The sequence below is a fragment of the Haloglomus halophilum genome, from assembly GCF_024298885.1.
GTDB lineage: Archaea > Halobacteriota > Halobacteria > Halobacteriales > Haloarculaceae > Haloglomus > Haloglomus halophilum.
Map to the genome: position 1 here is coordinate 2,075,087 of NZ_CP101166.1, position 26,016 is coordinate 2,101,102.

The 26,016-nt window shown below is 59.1% G+C and carries 22 protein-coding genes; 14 read left to right on the forward strand and 8 right to left on the reverse strand.

All coding sequences use genetic code 11. From position 1 onward, the window contains the following. Positions 1-166: 166 nt before the first annotated feature. A complete protein-coding gene (locus NL114_RS10055) occupies positions 167-1,807 on the reverse strand; it encodes a restriction endonuclease FokI C-terminal domain-containing protein (protein ID WP_254824657.1) in 1,641 nt (546 codons plus the stop codon). A gap of 317 nt (positions 1,808-2,124) precedes the next feature. Here NL114_RS10055 and NL114_RS10060 point away from each other — a divergent pair, with 317 nt between their 5' ends. The 7 genes from NL114_RS10060 (at position 2,125) to NL114_RS10090 (ending at position 8,157) form a co-directional block, all read left to right on the forward strand. Beyond that, entirely contained in the window at positions 2,125-2,550 is a 426-nt protein-coding gene (locus NL114_RS10060) for a DUF8030 family protein (protein WP_254824658.1), read from the forward strand. Between the two features lie 508 nt (positions 2,551-3,058). Then, positions 3,059-3,916 carry a DNA-binding protein gene (locus NL114_RS10065; protein WP_254824659.1) on the forward strand — a complete coding sequence of 286 codons (858 nt, stop codon included), beginning with the start codon at positions 3,059-3,061 and terminating at the stop codon, positions 3,914-3,916. A gap of 474 nt (positions 3,917-4,390) precedes the next feature. Next, positions 4,391-4,531 (forward strand): hypothetical protein, encoded by a 141-nt coding sequence (locus NL114_RS10070; RefSeq protein WP_254824660.1) that lies wholly within the window; start codon positions 4,391-4,393, stop codon positions 4,529-4,531. A gap of 208 nt (positions 4,532-4,739) precedes the next feature. After that, entirely contained in the window at positions 4,740-5,009 is a 270-nt protein-coding gene (locus NL114_RS10075; protein WP_254824661.1) for an AbrB/MazE/SpoVT family DNA-binding domain-containing protein, read from the forward strand. Continuing rightward, positions 5,010-5,462, forward strand: a complete 453-nt coding sequence (locus NL114_RS10080) for a type II toxin-antitoxin system VapC family toxin (protein WP_254824662.1) — start codon at positions 5,010-5,012, stop codon at positions 5,460-5,462. It abuts the gene before it with no gap. Positions 5,463-5,653: 191 nt separating this feature from the next. Next, positions 5,654-6,604 (forward strand): DUF955 domain-containing protein, encoded by a 951-nt coding sequence (locus NL114_RS10085; RefSeq protein WP_254824663.1) that lies wholly within the window; start codon positions 5,654-5,656, stop codon positions 6,602-6,604. Positions 6,605-6,882: 278 nt separating this feature from the next. Next, positions 6,883-8,157 (forward strand): putative PEP-binding protein, encoded by a 1,275-nt coding sequence (locus tag NL114_RS10090; protein WP_254824664.1) that lies wholly within the window; start codon positions 6,883-6,885, stop codon positions 8,155-8,157. Between the two features lie 27 nt (positions 8,158-8,184). On the opposite strand, the gene NL114_RS10095 is transcribed toward NL114_RS10090, so the two are convergent. Further along, a complete protein-coding gene (locus tag NL114_RS10095) occupies positions 8,185-8,652 on the reverse strand; it encodes a hypothetical protein (RefSeq protein WP_254824665.1) in 468 nt (155 codons plus the stop codon). Positions 8,653-8,968: 316 nt separating this feature from the next. Next, positions 8,969-9,949 (reverse strand): amidohydrolase family protein, encoded by a 981-nt coding sequence (locus NL114_RS10100; RefSeq protein ID WP_254824666.1) that lies wholly within the window; start codon positions 9,947-9,949, stop codon positions 8,969-8,971. Positions 9,950-10,119: 170 nt separating this feature from the next. Between NL114_RS10100 and NL114_RS10105 the strand changes: the two genes are divergently transcribed. Further along, entirely contained in the window at positions 10,120-11,109 is a 990-nt protein-coding gene (locus NL114_RS10105) for an ATP-grasp domain-containing protein (protein ID WP_254824667.1), read from the forward strand. Between the two features lie 48 nt (positions 11,110-11,157). On the opposite strand, the gene NL114_RS10110 is transcribed toward NL114_RS10105, so the two are convergent. Then, positions 11,158-12,420, reverse strand: coding sequence for a sulfatase-like hydrolase/transferase (locus NL114_RS10110; RefSeq protein WP_254824668.1), 1,263 nt, complete (start codon positions 12,418-12,420; stop codon positions 11,158-11,160). 167 nt (positions 12,421-12,587) lie between these two features. On the opposite strand from NL114_RS10110, the gene NL114_RS10115 reads away from it, so the two are divergent. From NL114_RS10115 to NL114_RS10125, 3 genes are all read left to right on the forward strand, one after another. Beyond that, a complete protein-coding gene (locus NL114_RS10115; RefSeq protein ID WP_254824669.1) occupies positions 12,588-14,315 on the forward strand; it encodes an ABC transporter permease in 1,728 nt (575 codons plus the stop codon). A gap of 127 nt (positions 14,316-14,442) precedes the next feature. Next, positions 14,443-16,116: a thiamine pyrophosphate-binding protein gene (locus NL114_RS10120; RefSeq protein ID WP_254824670.1), complete on the forward strand. Its 1,674-nt coding sequence runs from the start codon at positions 14,443-14,445 to the stop codon at positions 16,114-16,116. A 124-nt stretch (positions 16,117-16,240) separates the two neighbouring features. Then, positions 16,241-17,719, forward strand: a complete 1,479-nt coding sequence (locus NL114_RS10125; RefSeq protein ID WP_254820793.1) for an aldehyde dehydrogenase family protein — start codon at positions 16,241-16,243, stop codon at positions 17,717-17,719. A 192-nt stretch (positions 17,720-17,911) separates the two neighbouring features. Here NL114_RS10125 and NL114_RS10130 read toward each other — a convergent pair whose 3' ends face one another. The 4 genes from NL114_RS10130 to NL114_RS10145 form a co-directional block, all read right to left on the reverse strand. After that, positions 17,912-19,048, reverse strand: coding sequence for an ABC transporter ATP-binding protein (locus NL114_RS10130; protein ID WP_254820794.1), 1,137 nt, complete (start codon positions 19,046-19,048; stop codon positions 17,912-17,914). Between the two features lie 91 nt (positions 19,049-19,139). Then, positions 19,140-20,231 (reverse strand): ABC transporter substrate-binding protein, encoded by a 1,092-nt coding sequence (locus NL114_RS10135; protein ID WP_254820795.1) that lies wholly within the window; start codon positions 20,229-20,231, stop codon positions 19,140-19,142. A 307-nt stretch (positions 20,232-20,538) separates the two neighbouring features. Further along, positions 20,539-21,948 (reverse strand): FAD-dependent oxidoreductase, encoded by a 1,410-nt coding sequence (locus tag NL114_RS10140; RefSeq protein ID WP_254820796.1) that lies wholly within the window; start codon positions 21,946-21,948, stop codon positions 20,539-20,541. Between the two features lie 128 nt (positions 21,949-22,076). Continuing rightward, complete coding sequence (locus NL114_RS10145; protein ID WP_254820797.1) at positions 22,077-22,961, reverse strand: hypothetical protein; 885 nt, start codon at positions 22,959-22,961, stop codon at positions 22,077-22,079. Positions 22,962-23,080: 119 nt separating this feature from the next. On the opposite strand from NL114_RS10145, the gene NL114_RS10150 reads away from it, so the two are divergent. From NL114_RS10150 to NL114_RS10160, 3 genes are all read left to right on the forward strand, one after another. Then, a complete protein-coding gene (locus NL114_RS10150; protein ID WP_254820798.1) occupies positions 23,081-24,031 on the forward strand; it encodes a DUF3179 domain-containing protein in 951 nt (316 codons plus the stop codon). A 73-nt stretch (positions 24,032-24,104) separates the two neighbouring features. After that, positions 24,105-25,529, forward strand: coding sequence for a dihydrolipoyl dehydrogenase (locus NL114_RS10155; protein ID WP_254820799.1), 1,425 nt, complete (start codon positions 24,105-24,107; stop codon positions 25,527-25,529). Positions 25,530-25,658: 129 nt separating this feature from the next. Next, positions 25,659-26,012 (forward strand): DsrE family protein, encoded by a 354-nt coding sequence (locus NL114_RS10160; RefSeq protein WP_254820800.1) that lies wholly within the window; start codon positions 25,659-25,661, stop codon positions 26,010-26,012. Positions 26,013-26,016 lie beyond the last annotated feature (4 nt).

Sequence of the window (26,016 nt, forward strand, 5' to 3'; positions counted from 1 at the left end):
CAGTTCCTGTCCAACCTCGAGGCACTGTTCGGGGGCCCGACGACCATCTGGAAATGCTGCGGTCGGCACTGAATGTCGGTGATGGAGAAATCATCGATCTGGAGGCCGAGCCAGTGGTGCCTGACGAAGGGTGAACACGAATGCCTGCCTCCGAATGAATCGAAAATCACGAGAACTGTGTCTCGAGCATGTCTGTAGCCGTATCCATGTTGAACAGTCCGGAGCCGTAGAAGATAGACAACGGCAATTCGCGGTCGTCTGCTGCATACCGTTCCCGCCACACCTCTGCTAACTCTTTGAAGTCGACTGCCCGAATCAACCGGATGTCTTTCCCGGTCTGCATCTCCAACTGCTCCGCGTTTGTCGCTGCCTGGTCTGTGAAGTCAGGAGCGATTATCAAGAACCATTCAACGTCGTGCTGGCCGTCCTTCGTGTCGATGTAGTTCTTGATCTTGCTTCGCGTGTCGCTTCCGAGCCGGAACTTCCGGCGTCTGCGCTTGTTATCCCAGAGTAACCACTTGCCATCCTGCTCGATTTCGCCATCTGCGACCACACCACCTGCTTGCTGGCCCAGCTGGTTCGTCCCTTTCAGATTGAAGGCTTCGCGGAAGATCTCCGCTGTTGCATCCTCGAACAGGATATCGAGTTTCTCCTCGGCGTTATCGGCATCGACGAGATCTTGGATCTGGGGTGGCACTTGCTTGACCGCCCCGTTCGCGATTTCCTCGAAGACCTCCAGATACAGATCGACTGCTGGCTCGCTATCGTCGACCGTCTTCTGTGACTGCTCGAAGTATTCGATAATCGCGGCTACCATCTCGTCGGTTTTCCGCTTGTGTGCATCGAGGTTGTACTGGTCGACGATTGCCTTCAGATCCTCTTTCGAGACGACTGTTTTCAGGAGCTCGCTCGGATAGACTCCGGCTGCGACGATGTTCTCCCGGCGTTCCTGATTCCGGCCATAGTTCTTCCCCGTGACACCGAACGTTTCCCGGGCCTCGATTAATACCGCTTGCCGATCGAACGGTTCGAGCGTCTCCAGCATCTGCAGGAAGTTCTCGTCGGACATTTCGTAGTAGAGCCAGTCCCGGACGACCTCGATGTAGTCCTCCGGAATGCCGACGAGTTCGTCGTAGTCCTCACCGTTGACCTCGTAGACAAGTGCTTGCTCCTGAAGCGACCAGAGCCCCTTTTCAATCGTGTCGCGAGCGTGTTCGGGGCTGTCGGACCGGGAGACCTTCGGGAAGCGATCGATAGCTGAGAGCCGGTGGAACACGTCGAGCCACGTGTAGTACTCGTGTTTGCTCTCCTGGGCGCGATTGTGGAGTTCGAAGTAGCTATGCATCATATGGAGCTCCGAGTCGTCGATATTGTTCTCGTAGTCGACCGCTGCCTGGGCGAGATGCAGGAGATCGTCGGTCTCGGAGAACCCGCCGTCCTCATAGCGCTCGATAAGGGTGAGTTGCCAGTTCTGGACTGCGTCCAGTAGGTCGCTTTTCTCCATACTGTAGCCGGCCTGCTGGATGAGTTGTCGGAGAATCCCGTACCGGATGACGAGGGCCTGATACGGAGAATCGTTGATCGAACTCAGCCGTGGCGGCGTGAAGTCATTGAGTTCCGTTCGAACGCGTTCCTCATCGGCGAGGGCTGGAACGTACGTTCTCAGATATTTCTCCCGATCGCTGAATCCATCGTGCTTGAACGCCTCGGGGTCGAAATCGTCGGTTTTCGCCTTCGTATCGTCTTTGATGAATCGTTTTCGCTCGTAGCTGTTCCAGTCCCTATCGATGAGGTCGCGTAGTTTCATCTTCCTCTCCCGTTATTTTCAGAATTACTTCAATTTATGTGCCGAATCTACTCCGCATATCGCTAAAAAATTCGTGTAGCAGTGGTGTCACTCGGCTGCTAGTGTTGAAAGCCCCCAGTCGCTCGCCCGGTTGCGACTCGCTGCGCTCCTCGCGTTGCTGCGGTGCTTGCGTCGTTTCACCGGGGCGAGCGACTGGCCCCTTTCAGCCCCGCCCGATCCCGTGGTGTGCCGAGCATGAGCCCGCCTGCTCGGTGTGTGCTCCCGCTGGTTTGTGGCCCCCGCGACGGGTGGCGGGGCGATTGCCCCGCGGAGCGACTATGGATTCGGATACTCCCGATACGACCCGTTGTACCGAGTTCCCAACCGGCTTCGAGCCGCTCGACGAAATCGACCTGGCGATACCGAACGACTGGGACGACGCCGCGATCGCAGCGCTCGTCGACCGGGTGCTCGCGGCGGTTGCCGAAGGTGAGTTGGCTGCGGAGTACCGGTCGCGTAACCTCTGGGGGTCGAAGCTGGTCCGGTATCTGCCCGAGGAGGACGGCTGGTGGTTCGAGAAGCGCCTCTACGATGCCCGCATCGGGTGGCAGTCCGTCTCGAAGTCCCGCGCCGAGGTGCGTGGGGACCTGACGCGGTGGCTCTCGCGTGAGACCTCGCGAGCTCGCGATCGGGATATCGGCCAGTTCGTGGATCGGGACGACGCGTTCGTCGTGTGCCCGGTCGAGGCGTTGCGCGATAACTGATTGCCGGCTGGCGGGCGGCCGGTTCGCAGCTCGGGTTCGTGAAGCGGAGGGGCTCCGTTGTTGGTGCTGGGGTGAGCTGCCGAGCCGAGCGTCTGCTGGGTGGTTGGGGTGGGTCGTCGACGGCCCGTCACGCTCGCCACGTGCGGGCGGGCGCGGCACTCGTCACCGACCGTTCCGGGCGTGCGGCGCCTGCGGCGCCGTTCCGGGCGTCCGGTTTGACGCCAGCGGGTTAGGCGGTCGCTCCCTGCGCTCCGGTAGGTGCTCGGGAGTGCCCTCGCTCGCTACGCTCGCTCGGTGACAGCCTAACTCCGCTGGACGTTTGCGCCCGCCCGGTTGGCGCGCGTGACTGGTTGGGGCCCGAGCAGACTGCGCTCTCGCTCGCGCCCCTGCGGGGCGCTCGGAGGCGCGAGCGAGAGCGCTGGTGCTGGTTCGGTCGGTCGTGGAAGGTGCCCCGTGCTGGAACACGGGGCGTCGGACGCTCTGGTGAGCGACTTCAGGTAATACCGCAATGTCGAGTAACAACGTAATCGGTGAAAAGGTTTCAGTCGAGTCGGCGGATGAACAGGTTGCGGTCGAGGCGGAGGAGCCCGAACTGCGTGCGACAGTGGAGCTGCGGTCGCAGGCGAAGATCGATTCGGAGACGATCGCGAAGATCGACGGGACAGCCGAGCGTGAGCACCCGTACGGGATGACGCTCGTTGCAGAGGAGAAGTGGGAGGCGCGTGAGCAGGAGAAGGCCCGGACGCGATCGCGGTCGGATGGTCCCGTGAACGAGCGGCGCGAGGCGGAAGCGCGGGTGACGGCGGCATATGGCAGTCGGCGCGAGCGTGAGACGTTCGCCCGGCGACGAGCGGGCGTGGACCCGTTGGCCGGGCCGGACAGCGCGGACCCGCGTGCAAAGCTGGATGCGGCGACGCTGGCGGAGGTCAACCAGCAGGCGCAGCGAATCCAGGAGACGGTGCGCGAATGCGGCAGTCGGGCGGCCATCAGCCGACAGTTGGCTGAACGGGTCGCTCGGGGGCAGGGCGTCACCGAGGCGACGCTGGACGTGCTGGACGCGGAGCGCCGGCGTGCAGGGACGGTCGTGCCCATCGGGGAGTTGGAAGACGTGCCCCGGAAGGAGGTCTCGGTCGAGGGTGAGTGGATTGAGGATTGGACGCCCTCGAACAGTGCAATCCAGCAAGTCGGGTTGTTGGAAGACCAGACAGGTCGAACGAAGGTGACGGTCTGGCAGAAGAGTCGCCAGCCGTTGATCGATGAGGGTGAACGTGTTCGGATTCGGGCGGCCGCGACGAGCTGGTACCAGGGGCGGGTGTCGCTCGCGTTGACTGCCGACAGTCAGGTCGTCTTCCCTGACCGGGCTTAGCGGGGCTGCCCCGCTCTTTCTTTCGTGATGGCCACCACCCGCCAGCCGCCTCCCCACCCACCGCTCCGTGCTCGCTCGCTGCGCTCGCTGTGCGCGCAGCCACGACCGTAGCGTGGTGTGTTCGGCTCCGTTGAGGCCCGGGGTCGTGTGTCGGGGGGTCGTCCCCACTGGAGGGTCCGGGCTGCGCGTGTCCGTCTGGGGCGGACTCCCCCTGTATTCTCGTCGTCCGGGGACGCTCAGTCTCGGCCTGGCACGGTGTTGTCCGCGCCTCGGCATCGTGCTCCTCGCCACCTTCGACCGGCTCCATTTCCATCCATCCGCTTCGCGTCGGGCCGGGTGAAACACGTCGGTTGCGACGACGGACCCGAGTTGCGAGCCCTCACTCGGGTTGCGTCGACGGACGCGAGCGGTATCATCCCGGCCCGACGCGGCGGGTCGCGCATGGACGGAAATTGTCCTGTCTGCGGTGGCGAGATGCGCGCGATCGACCTCGGCGCTTCGGACGCGTACGAGTGCCAGACCTGCGGTGTCGAGCGTCCCGGAGAGGAATTGAGCTACGAGGGCGAGTGGTTCCCGCTCCACGACGACATGCTCGACGCGGACCCCCGGCGGTAGGGGCGGTCCGGTCGTTCCGGTGTGTCGTGTGCTGGGACGTTGTTCGGAGTGTGCCCACCACCCGCCAGCCACCGCCCCACCCTCCGCTCCGTGCTCGCTCGCTGCGCTCGCTGTGCGCGCAGCCACGACCTGCACCACTGATCAGTTCGTATTGGTTACCCCTAGTCTAATGGTGATTGAATCACTCCGATTCAAATATGGTGATTAGATGAGTCGGACTGATGGCACGCCCGAGGAAGAGGAGTACGGGGAGGCAGAAATCAACCATCGGGGTCGGTTGACGATCCCGAAAGCACTCCGGGATGAGCTCCATCTGGACGCAGGAACGACATTCAAAGTTGTCCGAGAGGGCTCCGATATCCGTCTCGTCCGTCAGCTTCCCGATCTCCATACCCTCTCATCCGGGAAGTCCCAAGACGAGTGGGAGGATGCCGACGCATTCCGGGATGCGGGTGATGCGACATTCGGGGGTCGTTGAATGCGGGTTCTCCCTGACCTGAATGCGGTTTCCATCCAATTGGTCGAGGACCATCCAGGCCATCAGTACGTGGCGAACGAACTTGTCCCGGCCCTTCACGGCGAGCAGACACTCCTCATGTTCGGCTATCTTCCGCTCCGGGTTCAGTGGGTACTGGAGGATCTCGGGTTCTCAACGGTTGACGCTCGAAATGCGGTGAGCTCACTACTGCAATACCCGATGGAATCCCCCGAGGTGACCCCCCAGACGATTCTCGATGCCTACGAGATCAGCTCCGAGAAGAACCACGACGTGTACGACTGTTTCTACATCGCACTGGCCCGGCAGGCCGAAGCTGATGTACTCCTCACTACCGATCGCGACTTCGCTACGCTCTGTGAAGATGAGGCGTTCGAGTACTCAAACCCGGTCCCAGAGGACGTGCTGTCACAGTTCCATACCGTCTCCGAGTAGCCAGCCAGCGATTCAGCCTGCCGCTCAGAGAGTCCCTTCCATTCGCCTCGCTTCTGGTTTATCTGCCCCTGACGGGCGAGGGGCGCTGGAAGGCGTGCCTCGTGAGACCGAATGCAGCAGAGCGATCCATACGATGTCGGCGACGAATCGCATGCACGACAACGAGGGAGCCACAACCGGGGGCGGTGCTGATGGCCTCGACAGAACAGCCCCAGGAGCGGCCGGTGCAGTTCGACGACCGGGAGGACCGCGACGATGCGATGGCCACGGCCGTCGAAACCTGGATCGACGACCTGCTCGACGAGGCCGGATCAGCCAGGACCAGCGAGCAGTTCCAGGCGTGGCTCGATATGCAGGCGGCCTTCCACGACTACTCCTACCGGAATTCCCTCCTGATCAAGCGCCAGTATCCGGATGCGACGCGGGTCGCCGGGTACGGGACGTGGCAAGAGGAGTTCGACCGGCAGGTGCAGGAGGGCGAACAGGCGATCTGGATCTGGGCGCCGATTATCACCCAGCGATGCCCCGAGTGTGAGAACAGCGAGTCGTACCACGAGCGGAGCGACTGCGAGTACGACGAGACGCCGCCTGACGAGTGGAATCGGGGACTCGTCGGCTTCAAGCCCGTGCCCGTGTTCGACATCTCCCAGACCGAGGGGGAGCCGCTCCCGGAGCTGGAGACAGCGACGACAGGGGATGCTGGGAATCTCGTCTCCCAGGTGCTCGAGGCGGCCGACTCGCTGGGGGTCTCCGTGCAGGTCCGTTCGGAGGCGGCGTGGTCATACGGAGAGGCGTCTGGCGTGTGCCATCAGCCCGATCCGATGACGGGCCAGCCACTCGTTGAGGTGGTCGACCGGGCAAACGATGCGGACCTCGCCACCACACTGGTCCACGAGTACGCCCACGCCATCCTCCACTTCGACGTCGAGGACGAGCCGGAGCGCGCCAAGCGGGAACTCGAAGCCGAGGCGGTTGCCTACATCGTTGGGCGCCACTACGGTCTGGACCCCAGCGGGTCAGCGTTCTACTTGGCGGCGTGGGCGGGGGAGAAGCTCGATGCCGTTCGGACTCGGCTGGCGCGTATCAGCAGCACCGCCGAGGAGATTATCGATGCTATCGGGGGGCCGGTTTCTGCTGCCTGACGAGGGGTTGTCGACCTGAATTCTTCCGGTAGCACTCTTGTCAAGGTTCTCTGGCGAGCGGAATCGGTTGGGTCAGCGAACGACGATGACCGTGGCCGGGGACTGCTGCACGACCTTCTTGGGGTGTTCTTCGGCGGGAGACTGAAAAATCGCGCACCAACTTCTATCTATCTGGGAGATACTTTCTACCCACTCATCTGGCTGAACATCACTGGTGAAGGATTCCCACAAGGTCAAAAGATTCATTCAAATCATATTCCTTCCCTTTCGAAAGCAGCATGAACCGCAATCTAACACCCATCCAATCAGGGCTTTCTCTGGGGCCTGCAAAACGTCTCTCCGGGAGACTAGTCTGTATTAATGACCACCAAGATTTAGGAGATATAAGCGAGGGGGATATCGCATATATTGGTCGGCGGGCAAATAAAACGAATAATGTCGTACTATTCTATGATATAATCAGATCTGGTGCACAAGCACTACTCTGTGAAAACATTGGGCGAACAGACCACGGAATCGTCCTTGCCAAGGAGCTCAATATTCCGTGTCTCTCAGACATCTCCAGATCTATCGAACAGTTTGAAGGTGAGATTCTAACCCTCCGAACAGATGAAGTGTACCTGGGCAAGCGCTTTGTTGATGAGTCGTTCCAACCGGTGCATAGCAATCTATCATATCCAGAAACTGATACTACCGTCGCAATCAACCTCGGCTTCCCAGAAGTCATCGCGAGACGTCAAGCATTGCCTGATATCACCGACGGAGTCGGATTCATGCGCCTTGAATTCGTGCTGCTGGATATTTTAGACAATACGCATCCGAAAGCGTACATCAGACGGCACGGACGAGAGCAGCTAGTGGCTGAACTGGCGACCCGTATCGAACCAGTGTTGGAGGCGTACGAAAGCTCCGTCTGGATTCGGACAGATGATTTCTCGGTCCGGCAGCTAAGGAAGATGGACGGCGGTAGCCAATACGAGCAACCAGAGGAGAATCCAATGCTGGGATGGCGTGGTGTCTCACGATCTATAGCGGAACCGACATTGTACGACGTACAACTTGACGCGATCAGACGACTGAGTGACCGAGGTCATCAGAACATCGGGCTGTTCCCGCCGATGACTCGCTTTCCCGGAGAGTACGACGACTGGAAGTCTCGGGCGATTGAGGCCGGATTAGACGCGATAAGCTTTGGTGTGATGGTCGAGACACCAGCGGCTGCCCTAACATTCGAAGCATTCGTTGACGATATTTCGTTCGTTGTGTTCGGGAGCAACGATCTCACTCAGTTCACACTAGCTATTGATCGAAACAATAACCGACTCCAATCGAAGTACGACGAGACGTCAGCAGCACTGCTCAGCCTCTTCGAGCGTGTCATCTCTATCGCGAACGAATACGATATCAAGAGTTGTATCGCTGGACAGGCAGCTGCTAACGAAAGCCTCGTAGCAGACCTCCTCTCGTTCGGAATAGATATCCTCTCAGTGAACCCAGATTACAAAACGGTCGCTGATACGAGACAGTTCACCGCACAACTGGAGGGCGACTAAGCGATTAACTCAGGGAGGCACTCCCACTCACCCCGGTCTATCGGTCGAAAGTGCGTCAACGAGTGTCTCTGCTGCCGTCTCCAAGCCTTCCGTATTTGAGAGACAAATCGTACGAATCCCTTGTTGGCTACTTACCTCCGCGAGACGGTCCACGGCAGTCCGCATTGCGTCGATGAATCTCATAACCTCTTGGTCATCAAGCCCTCTGAAAGGTCCGATTCGTCCCCTCGTGCGAGTCTCCTGCCGCTCGAAGCATACATCCGTCGGAGCATCAACGATGACGAGGACATCCGGTCGTGGGAGCGATTCGATGAGCGTGGTCGGAGAGTACGTCTGCTCACCCACCAGCAGGAACAGGAAGAACTGATAGAGCCCATCATCGATTATCGCCGTCTCGTGGTCATCAGTATATGTTGAGAACAGGTGCGAAATCGCCATTTCCTCGTGGACGTGCTCCTGGAGTGAGTCCGCGTTGACTGATTTTAGTATCCCCATGTCACTCCTACAAGCCTGAAGTATCTCGGTTGTCCTCGCTCCGATTTGCGGATGCTTGACGAGGCAGCGACGGATGTGATGCCCCTTCAGATAGCACCGCCAGTGCCTACGTAGAATCCAATCGTCAACCTGTGTGGGTAGCTTCGAGATAAGGCGACCGCGTGGGTGCGCTCGATAGAGGCACTCCTTTACCCCTGTTCTCCCATGTATTGTATTCGGAATCCGTTCCCCCACTTGCGTGCGGAGTGTAGTCTTCCCCACACCTGATGGCCCGAGGAACTCAACATGAATCATGCCTACTGAGATATCTCGACGATTATTGAGCTAACAGGGCACGGAGATTCGCTCCACCGATACTCTGTCGGGTCTGCACATCGAGTCCTAGGGCCTCCAGAGCCTCGATGCCGCCGTCCATCCACGAACGGCCCGCATCCGGGCCAAACGGATAATCTACGCCGAACAGAAGGTTGTCAGGGCCGAAGAACTCCAGTGCACAGCGGAGCGCAGGAACTGACGAACTGACCGCAGTGTCCGCGTAAATTTGATTGAAGTAGTCGTCGATGGACTGGGAGAGCTGTGAGAGGTCGACCCCAGGGTAGACATCTGGATACTGTTTACGCGTCTCGTAGAACGAGCGAATCCGCTCTCCAAAGAACGGAAGCATCCCTCCCGCGTGATGGGCGATCACTCGGAGGTTCTGGTACTGCTCGAACACACCAGTGAAGATGAGCCTCGAGAGGGCGACACTCGTGTCGAACGGCCAACCCAGCATCTTGTGTTCCATGTATTCGTCGGTCCACTGGTGCCACTCGTGGAGTTGAGGATGGAGCCAAATCGGTACACCGAGTTCGTTTACCCGTTCGAAAACCGGATCATAGACGCCACTATCGATCGGCTGTCCGTCGACATTGGAGTACAGTTGAACACCTGCCATATCGTGGTCGACAAGACAACGGTTGAGTTCGGCAAGCGAGGCGTCACCACCGTACGGTAGCGTCGCAACCGGAATAAAACGGTCTGGGTGCTGTTCAGCAATTTGACGGATTTCGTCGTTTGCTTGCCGAATGAGAGGGCGGGCGGTTTCCGAATCCAGACCTTGCCATAGAGGTGGGCGTGCGAGGGTCAATACCTGTTTATCAATACTGAATTCATCCATGACCCCCAGACGCTGCTCAATATCCCAGAGATGGGGCGCATTCTCCAGTGCTGTCAACTCCTGTTTCGGATGGATATCACACACTGCCTCGAAGAACGAACGCGGCATGATATGCGAGTATGCGTCAATCTGTTCGGCCATCGAACAGTTCCATGCCACCAGCGGTGTATAACTATTCGGGGCTGTAGGGCAACGCTGTTGGACGATGCCAGTTCCCCGGGCCAGTACGGCACCCTCAACAGGGTTGTCACCCCGTGTGTCGGCTGAGTAAGAGTAGGGATTTATTGCGTGTTGTATTCTCGACCAAGGTGATGGCTCGGGTACTTACGACCTCTGCAGAGAAGGGCAGCGGAATCGGAGCCCTAGAAGCACTCGAACGGAGTCCCCACGAAGTTGTCGCTACCAGCGCTGACCCCCGCGGAGCCGGACTCTACCTCGCTGACTATGCTGCAGTCGTTCCGCCAGTTCAGGACGCTGCGTGGCCAGACACAATCGCGGAACTCGTCGAAGAGTACAGTGTCGATGTCGTCCTTCCCCTGAATGACGAAGACCTGAAGGAGATCGACAGACTGCGGTCGGCTATTCCGGCAGAGGTTCCGTTCGTCCTCCCACGTCGCGAGCTAATCAGGAATACACTTGACAAAAAGGAAGCGTACGACTGGTTCGAACAGAAGGGGCTCAAGATTCCGAACACGAGGACAGTAGACGGATACGAACAAATCCCCGAAGAGCAGTACCCCCGTATCATCAAACCACGGTGGGGGTCACGTGCTCGTGGCGTTGAACTCGTTCATTCACAAGACGGGGTACGAGAGTACCTTTCAGAGTCCGAGCACAAGCCCGCGGACTTACTCATACAGGAATACATTGATGGCACTGACTACACCACAAATCTGGCCGTGACAGCTGATAATCGGCTTCTCTCCGCCGTTATAAAAGAAGTGATGGAGCGTAGGGGATACGCACGATGGGCAGCCACGCGCAATCACGCGAACGTGCGAGAGGCTTGCGTCGAAGCGTTTGAGGCACTCGAGCCAGCGGGACCGATGAACGTCCAGCATATGGTAGACGAATCAGGGGAACCGTATCTCATCGAAATTAATCCCCGATTCTCGGGTAGTTCTTGTCTCAATGCCGAGGCAGGCGTGAACGAGTACGATATGCTGATCCGAGACGCAATAGGTGAAGAAGTCGACGCGAAACCTGACTACGAAACAGGAGTGAACCTCATCAGATACCATGATCGGCGGTACGTTCGTGACGAGGATTTGCTCACAGATGACGACCGGCACAGCGCGTAACACTCTCCGGACGCCATTTTGTTTGTAGGTCTGGGGCGGGGATGTTCTCTAGAAGTACCCGAGATCCTCCAGTTGGAGGTAGGTCTCCTCATCCACAGCGTTCGCGGCCGCGAACCGCTGGGTGTCGTCTTCGATTTCGCTCTTCAATCGGTCCAGATACTCTTCTACGATGGTTTCATGGGAATCAATCACGTTTCGGTCCTCCCCAGGATCCAGAGCGATATGATACAATTCACGTGGAACCAATTCACCGTTGGCCGTGCAGATGAGTTTCCACTCGTTCGAACGGATACTGACGAGTGAATCGAGGTCGTCCCAGCCGAACTCAGTTCGCTCGGCCATCCGAGCGGCGAAGGCGTTAGCTGCACATAATTGGCCATGATAGGTCTCGGTATAGGCAAACGCCGGATAGTCACCTTGCAGGAGCGAGTCCCCATCTACGTCTGGACATGGGATCTCAAGAATATCGAGGAGGGTCGGGACGATGTCGATTGAGCGTACCTGTTCGTGGACAGTCCGGTCGGGGACTGCTTCGCCTGCGAAAATCAAGGGAACCCGGATGACAGTATCATAGAGCTCAACGGCTCTGAACTGGGTCCCGACACGCTCGTCTCGGTGGTTGTACACCCACGGGTATCCGTGTTCCCCGGGCATTTTCGAGCCGTGATCGCCAGTTAATACTGACACATCGATATCGACGAGTTCGTGCAGGAGTTCGAGCTGCCTGGCAACGAAATCAGCTTCATCGTAATATCGTCTCTGTTGCCGTCCGATGTACTGCTCAACATTCTCGTATCGGTTTTGCTCGTCGAGAGATGGTGGATCTCGACCTCCGAAATCAGCCTGCAGCGTGAAATGTAGGTCAAAACAGTGGAGGAAAACGAAATTGTCCTCATCGTCGTGTTCGTCTAGCCAGTTAATCGCCCGATTGACGAGGAGATTCGCGGGGCCGAACGTTTTCCGACCCTCCCGCTGATCGTCAGCCGAATCGACATACTCGAAGGTGTCGAACTTCTGGTCGAGGTTCCCGGTCGGGAGCGGGAGTCCTCCAACGAATGCTGCGGTGTTGTATCCTGCCTCGGAGAGAATTTCGGGGAGTGTCGTCGCGTCTGTCTCGTAGTTCACGAGATACCGTACTCCGTGATTAATTGGAGTCTGCCCACTCAGAATCGATGTGTGAGAGGGACTCGTGAGTGCGGCTTGGGGGATGCAGGTGTCGAAATAGGTTCCACGCGCTTTCGAGCACTCATAGAATCTGTGGGTAAACGCATCCGGACGCGCACAATCGACAGACGCGAGTACTATATTCATGAGATTCCAATCCCATCAGGCAATGAAAGCTGTACCGGTCAATATATATTCTGCGTGGCATGCGAGTCGAATGGGTCGAAATTGACGGATGAGGATAGGACCATACGTTGATTGTCCCCTTGTCGTATACGAACTGAGACAGCTATCCGGTCTACACAGGGCAGCCGATGCGTGAACAGCTACTCCGGAGATGGATAGCGAACACCGGAGCCCAGCGAGTTCTCCAGAGTATCCTCTGGATAGCGGCAGCAATTATCGTAGCCGCTCCGATGGGCTTGATGGTTGTCTACTCGTTTGTCTCCGAGTTCCCAATCACTGGCCCAGTCTCGCTTACTTTAGAGCACTACACGGAACTGTTCGCCAACACCAATCTTCTAGTGGATATCACCCGAAATACACTATTATACACGAGTGGAACCACTATTGTTGCGCTCGTCCTTGGGACGCTGCTAGCGGTCACGGTGGCGAAGTACTTCCCTGACTCGAAGATTCAGCTACTGATTCTCCTTCCCTATGGGATTCCGAGTGTAGCCGCACTCACTGGGTGGATTATCCTACTCGGCGATAGCGGGCTCATCACGGTCGCACTCACCAGCGCGCTCGGACTGGAGTCTGCCCCGTACTCCATTTACTCTATTCCAGGGATGGTCTGGGTCGAGGGACTACATACCGCCCCGATTGCCTACCTACTGGTGCTTCCGGCTGTTAAATCGCTTCCCGGGGCGATGGAGGAAGCGTCGTTCACCGCGGGGGCATCACGCCTTCGGACGTTCCGCGAAATCATTCTCCCGCTAATCTTCCCCTCCATCCTGTCGACTGCGATCTTTGTTTTCGCTCGTACGCTGGCAACGGTAGCCACACCGAGTGTTCTTGGCGTCCCACGGCAGATTTTCACGTTCGGATCGGCGATTCCGAACCTGTTCCTCGCGGGGACTTCGTTCAGTTACAGCAAGGCCCTCTCATTCTCCGTCCTCGTGACGGTTGTAACGGCAGCTCCGGTTCTCTACTATATGCGCCTTACAGCGAACGCGAACGGGCGATACTCAACTATCACAGGCGAGGAGACCGGAGCCGGAACCCAGTACGTGACTACTACCGGCAGGCGGGGTCTCTCCTACCTGGCCCTCGTTGCGTTTGTCTGTGTCGCGGGGGTACTCCCGTTTGCCGCAGTCGTCTGGGATTCAGTATATGCCGGCTACGCGCTCGGCTTCGAAACCACACAGTTCACTCTCACTCACTACACTGGACTCATCACTGGAGAAGCGGAAGGAATCTCGAATATGGTCCGTGTCTTCGTCAACACGCTCTCCGTTGGCATCATCGTCCCTACGACCGCTATGATACTCGGACTCCTCATTGCGTATGCACACCAGAGCATCGATCTTCCCACTGGCGGCGCAGTTTCGTTCTTAGCGTCGGTGACGCTCGCAGTCCCTGGAATCGCGAAAGGTCTGGGGTTCTTGGTCGCGTTTATCCGTACGCCGCTCTACGGAACTTTGGGCATCCTCTTACTCGGGTTACATGGGCAGGCTCTCCCAATAGCGATGCGCTATGCCTCTCCCGCGTTGACCCGGATCGGCGCAGATAACATCAACGCTTCACTAGTCGCCGGCGACAACGTCCTGGGAACGTTCAAGCGTATTGTCCTTCCACTGGTCTCTGATGACTTTGTCGCCGGGTGGATGCACATTTTTGTTTCCGTTGTCCGGAATATCCCAATCGCAATTCTACTGTATGCAACCGGTTCAGAGGTTCTGTCCGTGAAGATGTTGCTCGTCCTACAGGCAGGATATTTCAAAACCGCATCCTCGTTAGCTGTGGTTATTAGCGTCCTTTCGCTTGTCCCGTACATGCTTCTGCAATATATGCGGTTGTCGACCGACTCTGGATTGTAGTAGATGATGAGCCACGAGCGAAGATATATTGGCTCGATAGGGCGTGAGTTCGATATCTCATTATCCCTGCAAACCCTATCTTTATCAGACTGCTGATGGACGTATAGCGTAGCCTACCGTGGGATCAGTGACCGGGGCCGACCTACTTGTCGCATCGCTGGAAGATCAAGGTATCGAGGCAGTGTTCAACATCCCTGGGTTCGGGATACTCCCGTTCGTGGAAGCAGTCCATCAGAGTGACACGCTTCGCCACGTGACTAGCCTCAACGAGACGGCACTAGGGTTCATCGCGGAGGGATACAGTCGAGCGACACGACAGCCTGCCTTCCTAAACGTCTACCAGTCTACCGGGACCGGATTCGTGCTCCCGGCGCTACAGGTGGCTTGGGGAGAGAGAACTCCCCTGGTGATGTCAACAACGACGAACAGTCGGCAACTTCAGGGTCGGGACCAGTACGCTGCCGTCCCGGATCGTATCACCGAAAGCACCGGACAATACACCAAATGGGGATTCGAAGTTCCCACCGTTGACCGGATTCCCGAGGCTGTCAATCGAGCCGTGACCATCGCGACAACCCCGCCTATGGGGCCGGTCCATCTTGCCTTCCCGATGGACCTCTATGAAAGCCAGGCCGATCTTGACAACGTCGACAACCGCTATGGAACGACAACGACGTACAGCGACACGTCGCCGGACAGTGAGGCCATCCAGCGTGTCGCTGAGGTGCTCACAAACTCGTCGAACCGGCTCGTACTCGCCGGGTCTGAAGCTGGGAAACACAATTCGACCGACGAAATCATCGAATTTGCGGAGTACACTCAATCCGCCGTGGTCGCAGAGGGTAAACGATCGTACCTCCCCTTCCCGAACGACCACCCGCTGTTTGTCGGTCACTCAACTGGTGGCGACTATAGTTCGGCTTCGGCTGCTGTTGAGGATGCTGAGTTGCTGATATTCGTGGGATTCGAACTCACTGAAACCGTCCGAAATCAGTATAACCTGTTCGATACCGATAAGACAATCGTCCAGATCGCCACGACAGCACACGACATCGGTAAACAAGTCGTCCCCGACATCGCACTTGTCGGTCATCCAGGCCGTATCCTTGAAGCAATCAACAGAACTGTTTCGGCCGAGGGCCCAGAATCGTTCGACGACGCGGACCAGTTCGTCAGCCGACATCGTAAGGCGTACGAGACCAGAGTGGAGCGCGAGCGGCAGCTCCTTGCCGACAGAATGAGCGGTGAACGACCGACCCCGCTCGAAGCCATCGTCGAAAATCTTCGAGAGGTGGTTGGCGATGGTCTCACTGTGTTTCACGATGCGGGTGACGAGATCCCGTTCATGGATCTCGTATCGTTCGACTCACCGGACGAGTTCTACGGTATCTCGATGAAATCCAGCGTCCAAGGGTGGGCCATTCCAGCAGGAATCGGAGCACAAATCGGTGCGCCGGAACGCGAAGTCGTGATTTTTGAGGGGGATGGAGGATTCATGTTCAGTGGGCCAAACGCCCTGTACACTGCATCCAAGTTGGATCTCCCTGTGCTTGTTATCGTCCTGAACAACCAAGGATGGAGAGCAGGCGGGTACAACGACAAAATCGGGATTGGCTGGGAGTCTGAGATGTTCCTTGGTCGATTTACAAATCCCGAAATTAACTTCACACAACTTGCAGCGGCGCTCGGCGTCAATTCTTTCACGGTTGACGATTCAGAGGATGCGAGAGACGTTCTACAGGCGGCATGTGCGGCCGAGGGTCCCTCCTTGATTGAGGTCGCGACTGGCTACCGGCCGTAATATAACCTGAATACTTCTGATACGGTTTATTCAGCAACTGTGAGCTAGGTAGCGATTGGTACTGAGACTCGAATTCGAAACGCCAGAGCAGTTTTATATTGCCGTTCAGTCATAGCACGATGTTGTGGAATATCGGCAGTTCGAAACACTGTCCGGCCGCGAAATCCGTCTCCCAATCGAGAGCCGGCTCTATGTAGACGGTGCATTCAAAGTATCGAGCGAGACCTTCGAAACATATAGTCCGTCGACCGGTGCCAAACTCGCCGACGTGTCGGCAGCAGCTGATTCACACGTTGATGCTGCAGTCAAAGGGGCGAAACGGGCCAGTGAGGAGTGGCGAGAGATCTCCATCTGGGACCGGAGGGAACGGGTTGAATTGGTCGCAAGCTCTCTCGAACAATCCGCAGAAGAGCTCACACGGCTGGAAGTCGCTGACAACGGTAGTTGTATCTCGAAGTTGGCGGATGACATCCAGAAGGCCTCGAAGTCGCTGCGATACTTTGCTGGGATAGCGACTGAATTGAAAGGGGAGACGATACCGACCGAGCCAGGGACCGTCGACTTCACGAAGCGTGAACCCTACGGCGTCGTGGGAGCAATCATCCCATTCAACCATCCAGCCGCATTTGTTGCCCGCAAGCTTGGACCGGCAGTCCTTGCTGGCAATGGCATCGTGATTAAACCCTCAGAGTACACACCACTCTCGGCGTTGTACATCGCTCATCTGCTTGATGGGTTAGATGTGTTTCCTGATGGGCTGGTGAACATCCTACCTGGAGGGCCAGAGACTGGCGAAGCCGTGGTTACCCATCCCGGCGTGAAAATGGTTTCACTCGTCGGTAGTCCACATACCGGCAAAACAGTGATGCGAAACGCAGCCCAGAACCTGTCCAATCTCTTGTTAGAACTTGGTGGGAAGAATCCAGTCGTCGTTTTTCCGGATACTGATGCCGAAACAGCCGCGGATGGAATTGTAGATGGGATGAATCTGCAGTGGCAGGGTCAGTCCTGTGGTTCTGCCTCCCGACTGTTCCTCCACAGTGATATCTACGAATCAGTGCTCAACGAAGTCGTAACCCGACTCGAGTCACTGACAATTGGCGACCCGTTCGAGGATGAAACAGATATCGGAGCAGTGGTCTCCGGACGACAACTGGAGAAGGTTACTTCGTACGTAAATGACGCCGTCGACCGTGATGCAAGACTGCTTACTGGCGGAGCGAAGCCGGAGTCCCTCCAGTCCGGGAATTTCTTCCAACCTACAGTGCTCGAACCGCCACTTGGTTCCAGTATCGCCACTGAAGAGACCTTTGGGCCTGTGCTGTCGGTATTCCCCTGGGAAGACTGGGAGACGATGATTCACAACGCGAACGATGTAGACTACGGGTTGACCGCGAGCGTTTGGACCTCGAATCTCGATAAGGCCCACCGGACAGTCGACCGACTGGAAGCAGGATATATCTGGGTGAACAACCACAGTACACATTACTTGGGTGCCCCATTCGGCGGATTCGGCGAGAGCGGGCTGGGGAAGACCGAGTGTCTAGAAGAACTGCTCGAACACACGCGTCTAAAGAACGTGAACATCACGTTACAGGGGTAGGGCAGCACCTCGAAGGCAGCGGGTAGACCCGATTACAGCGGGAGCGAGGCGAAATCTCCCGTCTAGGGTTGGGTGAAACGGACAACTGGTGATGTATCCACGCTCGTAACCACGGCTGGGGTTGGATGCTTCTATCGCATCTCAGGTGGATAGTGTCCTATGGAGATCCCACGGCTTTATTCGTGGGAGGATTCAGGGAGTCGGTTCCGTAGCCGTCTTTTCAGGGCTCCTGCCGAGAGCCGTCCCATCGGTAGCATCGAATACGTGAACGAATGATGGATCGATTGCGAGCTGGATTTCACCTCCACCATCGCCAGAGTCGCTTATTAAATCGTACTGCTCCGCACGAACATGCACTTGGAGAAGTTCGTCGGCAACCTCAACATCCAGTATGTACCCATCCCCCTGATAATACTCATTTAGGATTCTTCCAGTCCACGTATTTTGGGCCGGTCCTCCGTCGTTTCCTTCGTTGAGAATGACACGCTCGGGCCTGAACCCGATATGTACCTTCCCACGATACTCCCCGATGTCACACGTAATCTGTCCTATATCCGTATCGACAGTATCCGAATCGACTGCGACACCCGGAATCGTCTGTGTATCACCGATGAACTTGAACGCGTACTCGCTGACCGGATTCCGATAGATAGACTCAGGGATGCCGAACTGTTCGATTTTTCCCTCGGTGTTCAGTAGAGCAATACGATCGGAGAGAGCCATCGCCTCGGGTTGGTCGTGAGTAACGTAGATTGTCGTAAGCCCGAGATCGGATTGAATGCGCTTCAACTCCTGTTGGAGTCGTTTTCGAAGTTTCCGATCCAGACCGGTCAACGGCTCGTCACAGAGCAGAACCTTTGGCTTGTACACGAGCGCCCGGCACAAGCTAACCCGGGCCTGTTGGCCGCCACTCAACACACTCGCCTGCTTCTCTTGGAGCTCAGAAATGTCGGCTAGGTTTAAGATTTCAGTAACTCGACGGCGAATCTCGCCGTTCGACAAGCCCCGAACACGAAGCGGATAGGCGACATTATCAAATACGCTCATATGTGGCCACACGTTGAACGACTGGAACACGAATCCGACATCGCGCTGTTGTGTTGGTGTCGAGACACCTGAACCCGGGTCTTCGATTGTATCACTCCCGAGTGTGATCGTTCCGCTATCCGGCAGTTCGAGGCCAGCCACACACCGTAATGTCGTTGTCTTGCCACAGCCGCTGGGCCCAAGTAGTGTCGTCAACTCCCCTTCCGCTGCGACCAAATCAAGAGAGTCTACGGCGATGGTGTCACCATACGATTTCGTCAGTCCACGGATTTCAACCCTCACAAGACAACCTCCGGAACGTATGACACAGCATCACTGAGTAAACCATCGACCTAATATTCGCTGAAATTCCACTCAAGCTCTCTAATTCGGCTTACTCACTCAACCCGGTTAGATCTCTCCAGGTTTTCGACTCAGCTTCGAGATCAATTTTCGAAACTGCCTCGCTATCCCAAACAAAGAATTCATCATTTCCAATGACATTGCTCGGATCAAAATATGCGTCAGGCCGACCCGTGTTCTGGAGAAATTGTTGGACATTCTCCTGACTATATCTCATATATACTTTGGCTGCCGCAGGATGGTTTGCATTCTTCAACATAACACTGGAGATCTGTCGGACAATTTTTGGTAGGTCCTCCAGTTGTTGCTCGGCAACGATATCCGAGAAATCATCATAATATTTGAACTTATTATACGTCAATGCCATCGAAACCTCTCCTCGTGCGATATCTTTGAGGGGGGCATAATGGCTATCTCGCCACTCAGCGCCCTCCCCGAGCTTCCGAACCAACTCTTTAGCTTTCTGTTCGCCGTGCCGTTCTCGAAGGGCGACCCAGATGAACTCGTCACGGACGTCCATCGTGTACTCACCTCCGAAGTCGGTTGCTAGCTCCGAGAGGGTCGATGGAGGACGGTCTATTTCTTTCTCATCGTACAGAAGAGACAATTTCAATCCCATCCAATCAGCGATTAACTTCCCATTGAATCTCACCCGCTCCGGCCACCGCTCAGCGATAGAGTCCGGAACGTCTGCGAATACGTCCGCCTCATACATCGAGATAGTCGTATCGGGGTCGCTGCCGCGGCGATAATCAAAACTCAATTTGCCTGCTTTCGACTCCTGAATAACACGGGTAGCAACCTTTTTCGCGTCTGTCCGGAGTTGATCGTACTCTATGTCAGTCTCCGCTTCAAAGTCCTCGTTGAACTCTTCAATTCCGGTTATCGACGTTGCTAATTTCACCTTTCCTTCGTCTTTAGCTCGTTCCTCAAGTGAACCGGTGGCCGTCGACCCCGAATTTCCAGACTCGGTACACCCCGCGACTGCCCCGATTCCCGCGAGCGTCGCTCCAGATTTCAGAACCGTCCGCCTGTTTACCCCCTCTGTCATAATCTCCCTCAGTAATCCACATATAAAAAAGTCTGCGAATTTTGTATCCTGGGCAATTACGAGAACTGCCATACGAGTAGCTGATACCGATTCAGAATAAACCTCTATTCCATGCTCATCGGCTACCTTCTCTCTATTGCTGAGCAATCGGGTTGCTAGCTGGAGATTCGCTTTGTTATCTGCCGATACAACATAGTGAGGAACCGTATGGTGTGTCCTCGAATCTCTCGGGCTTCGGCAAGATCGTCGATAGGACCACACTTTCGGACTCGGTGCCCTCCTCTTTCGGAGGTCGGTTCTCGTCCGTTTCATCGGAGACACTGGGCAACCCTGCCCCCTCGGCAGCTAGTGCCCTCCGCCCCCCGTCGGCGCATCCGACTTACCGTTGTCCGTCAACGACCTTCGCCGCTGTGAGTACAGGATCCCAGGTGGTGTTGAATGGAGGCGCGTACGCGAGGTCGTAGTTCGACAACTCGTCGACAGCGACCCCCTCCGTGACCGCGCCGACTAGAGCGTGGCTCCGGTGGACCGCACCCTCACCGTACTCGGAGACAAGACTACCGCCGAGGATGCGACCGGACGGTTCGTCGATCGTCAGCGTCACCTGCACGGTGCCACCCTCCGGGTAGTAGCCGGCCCGTGATTTCGCCGTGATGGTCTCGGTGAGCGGCTCGAAGCCGGCCTCGCGGGCTTCCGCGTGGTTGAGCACGCCCGTCCGTGCGGCCTCCACCTCGAATGCCTTGATAGCGGCCGTCCCCGCGACGCCGCCGCCCTCCGTCGGCAAGCCGGCGACCGTCTTCCCGATGGCCCGACCGTGGCGGTTAGCGGTCAGCGCCAGTGGGACGTACGCCGGCTCGCCCGTGACGACGTGGGTCGCCTCCGCGCAGTCGCCGGCCGCATACACGTCCGGGACGTTCGTCTCCCGGTACGCGTCGGTCGCGATGGCGCCGGTCTCCCCGAGTTCGACGCCGGCATCCTCGGCGAGGTCCGTCCGCGGGTCGACGCCGGTCCCGACCAGCACCATATCCACGGGGACTCGCTCGTCCGTGGTGACGACCGCCTCCACTCGGTCGCCGCCAGCGAGTTCCTTGACCGAGGCGCCGAGGTGGACGGCAATGTCCTGCTCCCCGAGGTGGTCGAGGACGGACTGGCTCGTCGCCTCGCTGAACGACTTGAGGATGCGGTCGCCGCGCTGGAACAGGTGGACCTCGAAGTCGTTGGCCGCAAGCGCCTCGGCCATCTCCACGCCGATGTAGCCGCCGCCGACTACGCCCACCGGGCCGCGGCAGGTCTCGAGAAACTGGCAGGCCGGCCCCCGGTCGGGCTGCATGAGTTCGTCCTCCAAGCGGGCTCGGGAGACGTACTCCCGGAGGTCCGCGCCGTCGGACATCGAGCCGAGTGTGAAGACGCCCTCGCGGTCGAGGCCGTCGATGGGTGGCGTGACGGCCGCGGCGCCGGTCGCCAGCAAGAGGGAATCGTACGGCTGGACGATCTCGCCGTCCGGGCCGCGGGCGGTCACGGTTTGCTTTTCGGGGTCGACCTCGACGACCTCGTGGCCCGTCCGCAGGTCGATGTCCCGCTCCTCGCGGAACTCCTCCGGCGTGACCGACACCAGGCTCTCCAGCGACTGGATTTCCCCCTTGATGTAGTAGGGGAGCCCGCAGGCCCCGTAGGAGACCCACTCCCCCTTCTCGAACACCACCACATCGAGGTTAGGGTCGTCGCGCTTGGCTTTGCTCGCTGCGGACATGCCGGCGGCGTCACCGCCGACCACCACGAACGTACTCATACCCGTCCCGGCGAGTGGTTCGGTAATAAATCCGGGTCGGGTGTGCGTCGGTTATCCGGTACGCGATGGTTTCCCGTAGCGGTAGATGGCAGCCGGTAGCTCCGTTCCTGTCCCCCGAGGTGCCGTACTCAGGGGACGACTACGAGCGCGCCGGAGGCGCCGGCGACGACGAGGAGGTAGAACACCGTCCCCAGCGCGGCGCTCAGGCCCACGACACGGACGGAGTCCCGATTCGGCAGGCTGTGCTGGACCACGGGGATGTCACGGACCTCCGGATGGGTGAGGAGGTAGTTCATCAGCACGGCGAAGCCCGCGACCAGGAGCGGCCCCACGAGCAGGCTGTTCGCCAGCTTCATCAACAGCGCCGTGGTGCCGTCCGAGAGCGTGACCGTAGCGACCGGACCGAGGACGGCTCTCGGCTCCGGGAGCCCCGGCACGACTGTCCCGTACTTCACGTAGAAGAACAGCGCCGGCCCGACGACGATGGCGGCGACCTTGCTGGCGACCGCGGCACGACCGGTCACGAACTGCGGGACGAGCAACACGCCGGCAAGCAGGACCACGTTCATCGTGATCCAGGGACCGAGCGCCTGCAGCGACAGCGGCAGGCCAGTCGCGAGGATACCGACGCTGAACCAGTCCAGGCTCAGTACATCGGTCCGGGGGCACGAGCCCGCCAGCACCTGCTTCCGGTGTTCCGGGTGCGCGAGATGGACCCCAATCCGCAGCAGGAGGAAGGTCGGGACGAGCAGCAGGTAGGCGAGCAGGCGGATCTGCAGGCCCGCCGCCGATGCGACCGTCCCCAGCGCGACCGCGGTGGAGAAGTCGAGCAGCCCGTTGATGAACCAGAAGGTCAACAGCGACGGGGCGAACAGACAGCCGCCCAGCAGCGCCGTCAGATGTCCCGTCGAGAAGGAGAACTCCTGGGAGAACAGGTCCGCAACCGCGTCCCGGAGGTTCCGACCCAGCGTCCGGGGCCGGAGTGTGCGCTCGTGCAGCGTATCCGCGTCCATCAGTCGTCGATACTCACCTGTCCGTGAGGTGGCACGAGAATTACTATAAGTAACCGCTCTCGTGCAGGAGAAACGCATACGCGGGCGGGTTTATCGGCCGATGCCACCTAACGCGGGGTATGCACGTCAACGATGTCCTTCCACGGGATGCCATCCCGGGCATCGACGATCCGTCGTTCGGTGCCGAGTACTTCGGCGACTCGAACGACCGGGTGATTGTCGTCGATGACCCGCCCCGAGCCTATCCCGTCCGAATCCTCAGTTATCACGAGATCGTCAACGATACGCTGCCCGGCGAGGGTGGAACCGTCCGCCCCATCGCGGTGACCTGGTGTCCCATCTGTGCGAGCGCCGTGGTCTACGACCGCCGAGTCGACGGGCGGACGCTGACGTTCGGCACTTCGGGGAAGCTCGCCGACGACGCGCTGGTGATGTACGACCGCGAGACCGAGAGCGAGTGGAAGCAGCCGCTGGGCCGGGCCATCGCGGGGCCGCTGGCGGGGACCGAACTCGCGGTCGTTCCAGCGACGATGACTACTTGGAAGCGGTTCCGGGAGGCACACCCGGACGGGGCGGTGCTGCAGCCAGTCCACGAGCCCGGCGGTCCTCGCGGGGCGACGCTTAAGCAGGTGTACGACATGGCGCCGTACGACCGCTACGACGCCGCCGAGGGGTTCGGTCTGCGCGAGATGCGTGGCGAGGGGCCGGAACGCACCTGGAGCCAGGCTGGTATCGATGCCAAGACGGTCGTTCTCGGGGTCGTCCACGGCGACGAGGCGGTGGGATACCCGGTTCCGGCCGTCGAGGCGGCCGGCGGCGTCGTGGCTGACCGCGTCGGTGAATGCGACCTCGTGGTGACGACGCTCGGCGGCGACATCCAGGCGTTCGAGGACCCGGGCCACGAGTTCGAGGCCCACGACGGGGTGCTGCACGGCGACGGGACCGCCTGGGACCCGACGACGGGCCGGAGCGACGACGGGCGGCGACTCTCCCTCGTGCCTGCGCGGCGGCTCTACGCCTTCGCCTGGCAGGATGACCACGGTTCGGACAGCTTCTACGGCCTGGGCTGAGTCGCGGTCACGGCTCGACGAGTCAACTGCAGTTCGGCCGCGGGTTCATGCCGCTCCCCACCGAGGTCGACCCATGAAGGAAGTCGATTTCCTGGTCATCGGCTCGGGTTCGGGACTGGACGTGGCGAACGCGGCGGTCAACCAGGGGGACTCCGTCGCGGTCGTGGAGAAGGGTCCGCTCGGAGGGACCTGTCTCAACCGGGGCTGCATCCCCTCGAAGATGCTGCTCTACCACGCCGAGGTGCTGGAGACGGTCGAGCGGGCCGGCGAGTTCCACATCGACGCCGAGGTGAACGACGTGGCGTTCTCGGACATCGTCCAGGAGGTGAACGAGGAGGTCGCCGCTGACGCCGACTCCATCCAGCGGGGGCTGCGCTCCTCCGCGAAACACGACCTGTACGAGGGCGAGGGCCGGTTCGTCGACGAGCGGACCGTCGAGATCGTCGGCGGCGAGGACGACGGCACGCGGATCCGCGCGGAGAATATCCTCATCGCGGCCGGGACGCGGCCGACCATTCCGGACATCGACGGCATCGAGGCCGTCGACTACCTCACCAGCACGGAGGCGCTCCAGCTGGAGACCCCGCCCGAGCACCTGATCATCGTCGGCGGGGGCTACATCGCCGCGGAGCTGGGTCACTTCTTCGGCACCTTCGGGAGCGAGGTTACCATCATCGGCCGGCGGCCGAACCTGCTGCCGGATGCCGACGAGGAGGTTGCCGAAGCCTTCACCGAGCGGTACGCCGACCGGTTCACCGTCCACACCGGCCACGCCGCGACTGCCGTCTCCGAGGCCGACGGCGAAGTGACCGTCGAGGCGCAGCCGTACGAGTACGGCGCGGACGGCGGTATCGAGGGGGAACCGACCACCATCACCGGCGACGAGCTGCTCGTCGCGGCCGGCCGCCGGCCGAACACGGACACCCTGAACCTCGACGCGGCAGGCGTCGAAACGGACGAGCAGGGCTTCGTCGAGACCGACGAGTACCTCCGGACCGACGCCGAGGGCGTGTGGGCGCTCGGCGACATCGTCGGCGAGTACCTGCTGAAACACAGCGCCAACCACGAGGCCGGGGCGGTGGTCCGCAACATGTACGGGGCGGAGATGGAGCCAGTCGACTACACCGCGATGCCGTGGGCGGTGTTCGCCTCGCCGGAGGTGGCCGGCGTCGGCGCTACGGAGGCTGACCTCCGTGCGTCCGGCGAGGAGTATGCCACCCGCACCTACGACTACGACCAGACGGCGCGGGGGAGCGCCATGAAGGCCGACGGCTTCCTGAAGGCGCTCATCTCGCTGGACGGCGAGATACTCGGCTGCCACATCATCGGCCCGGAGGCGTCGAACCTGATCCAGGAGGTGGTTGTGGCGATGAAGGCCGGTTCCGGGAGCGTTCAGGATATCCGCCAGTCGGTCCACATCCACCCGGCGCTCTCGGAGGTCGTCCAGCGCGGGTTCTCCGGACAGTTCAGCCGCGGCGACCACGAGCACTCGCACTGAGAACGCGACTCACACGGGACGAGGCGGTCCAGAACGACCGTTCCGAGTACTTAAATCCGCGTGATGTCGACGCCCCCCTCGCACACCGCCCACGGGGGTATACCCGAGACCGGCATATCGGGGGATGCAATGACGAAAGCAGCAGTCATCATCCTGGCAGGCGACAACGCTCCGAGCGACAACGGCCGAATCGTGAACGCACTCGAGACGGCCCGCGAGTTCGCCGAGGCCGGCGACGAGGTGGAGCTGATCTTCGACGGTGCCGGAACCCAGTGGATCCCGAAGCTGGAGGACCCGGACCACGACTACCACGAAATGTACGCGGCGGTGAAGGAGAGTGCCTCGGCCTGTGACTTCTGTGCCGGCGCGTTCGGCGTCGACGAGGCGATTCAGGACGCCGGTGTCGTCCAGCTCGACGACCACGACGGCCACCCCAGCATCAGGTCGCTGGTCGAGGACGGTTACGAAGTCATCACGTTCTAACGCC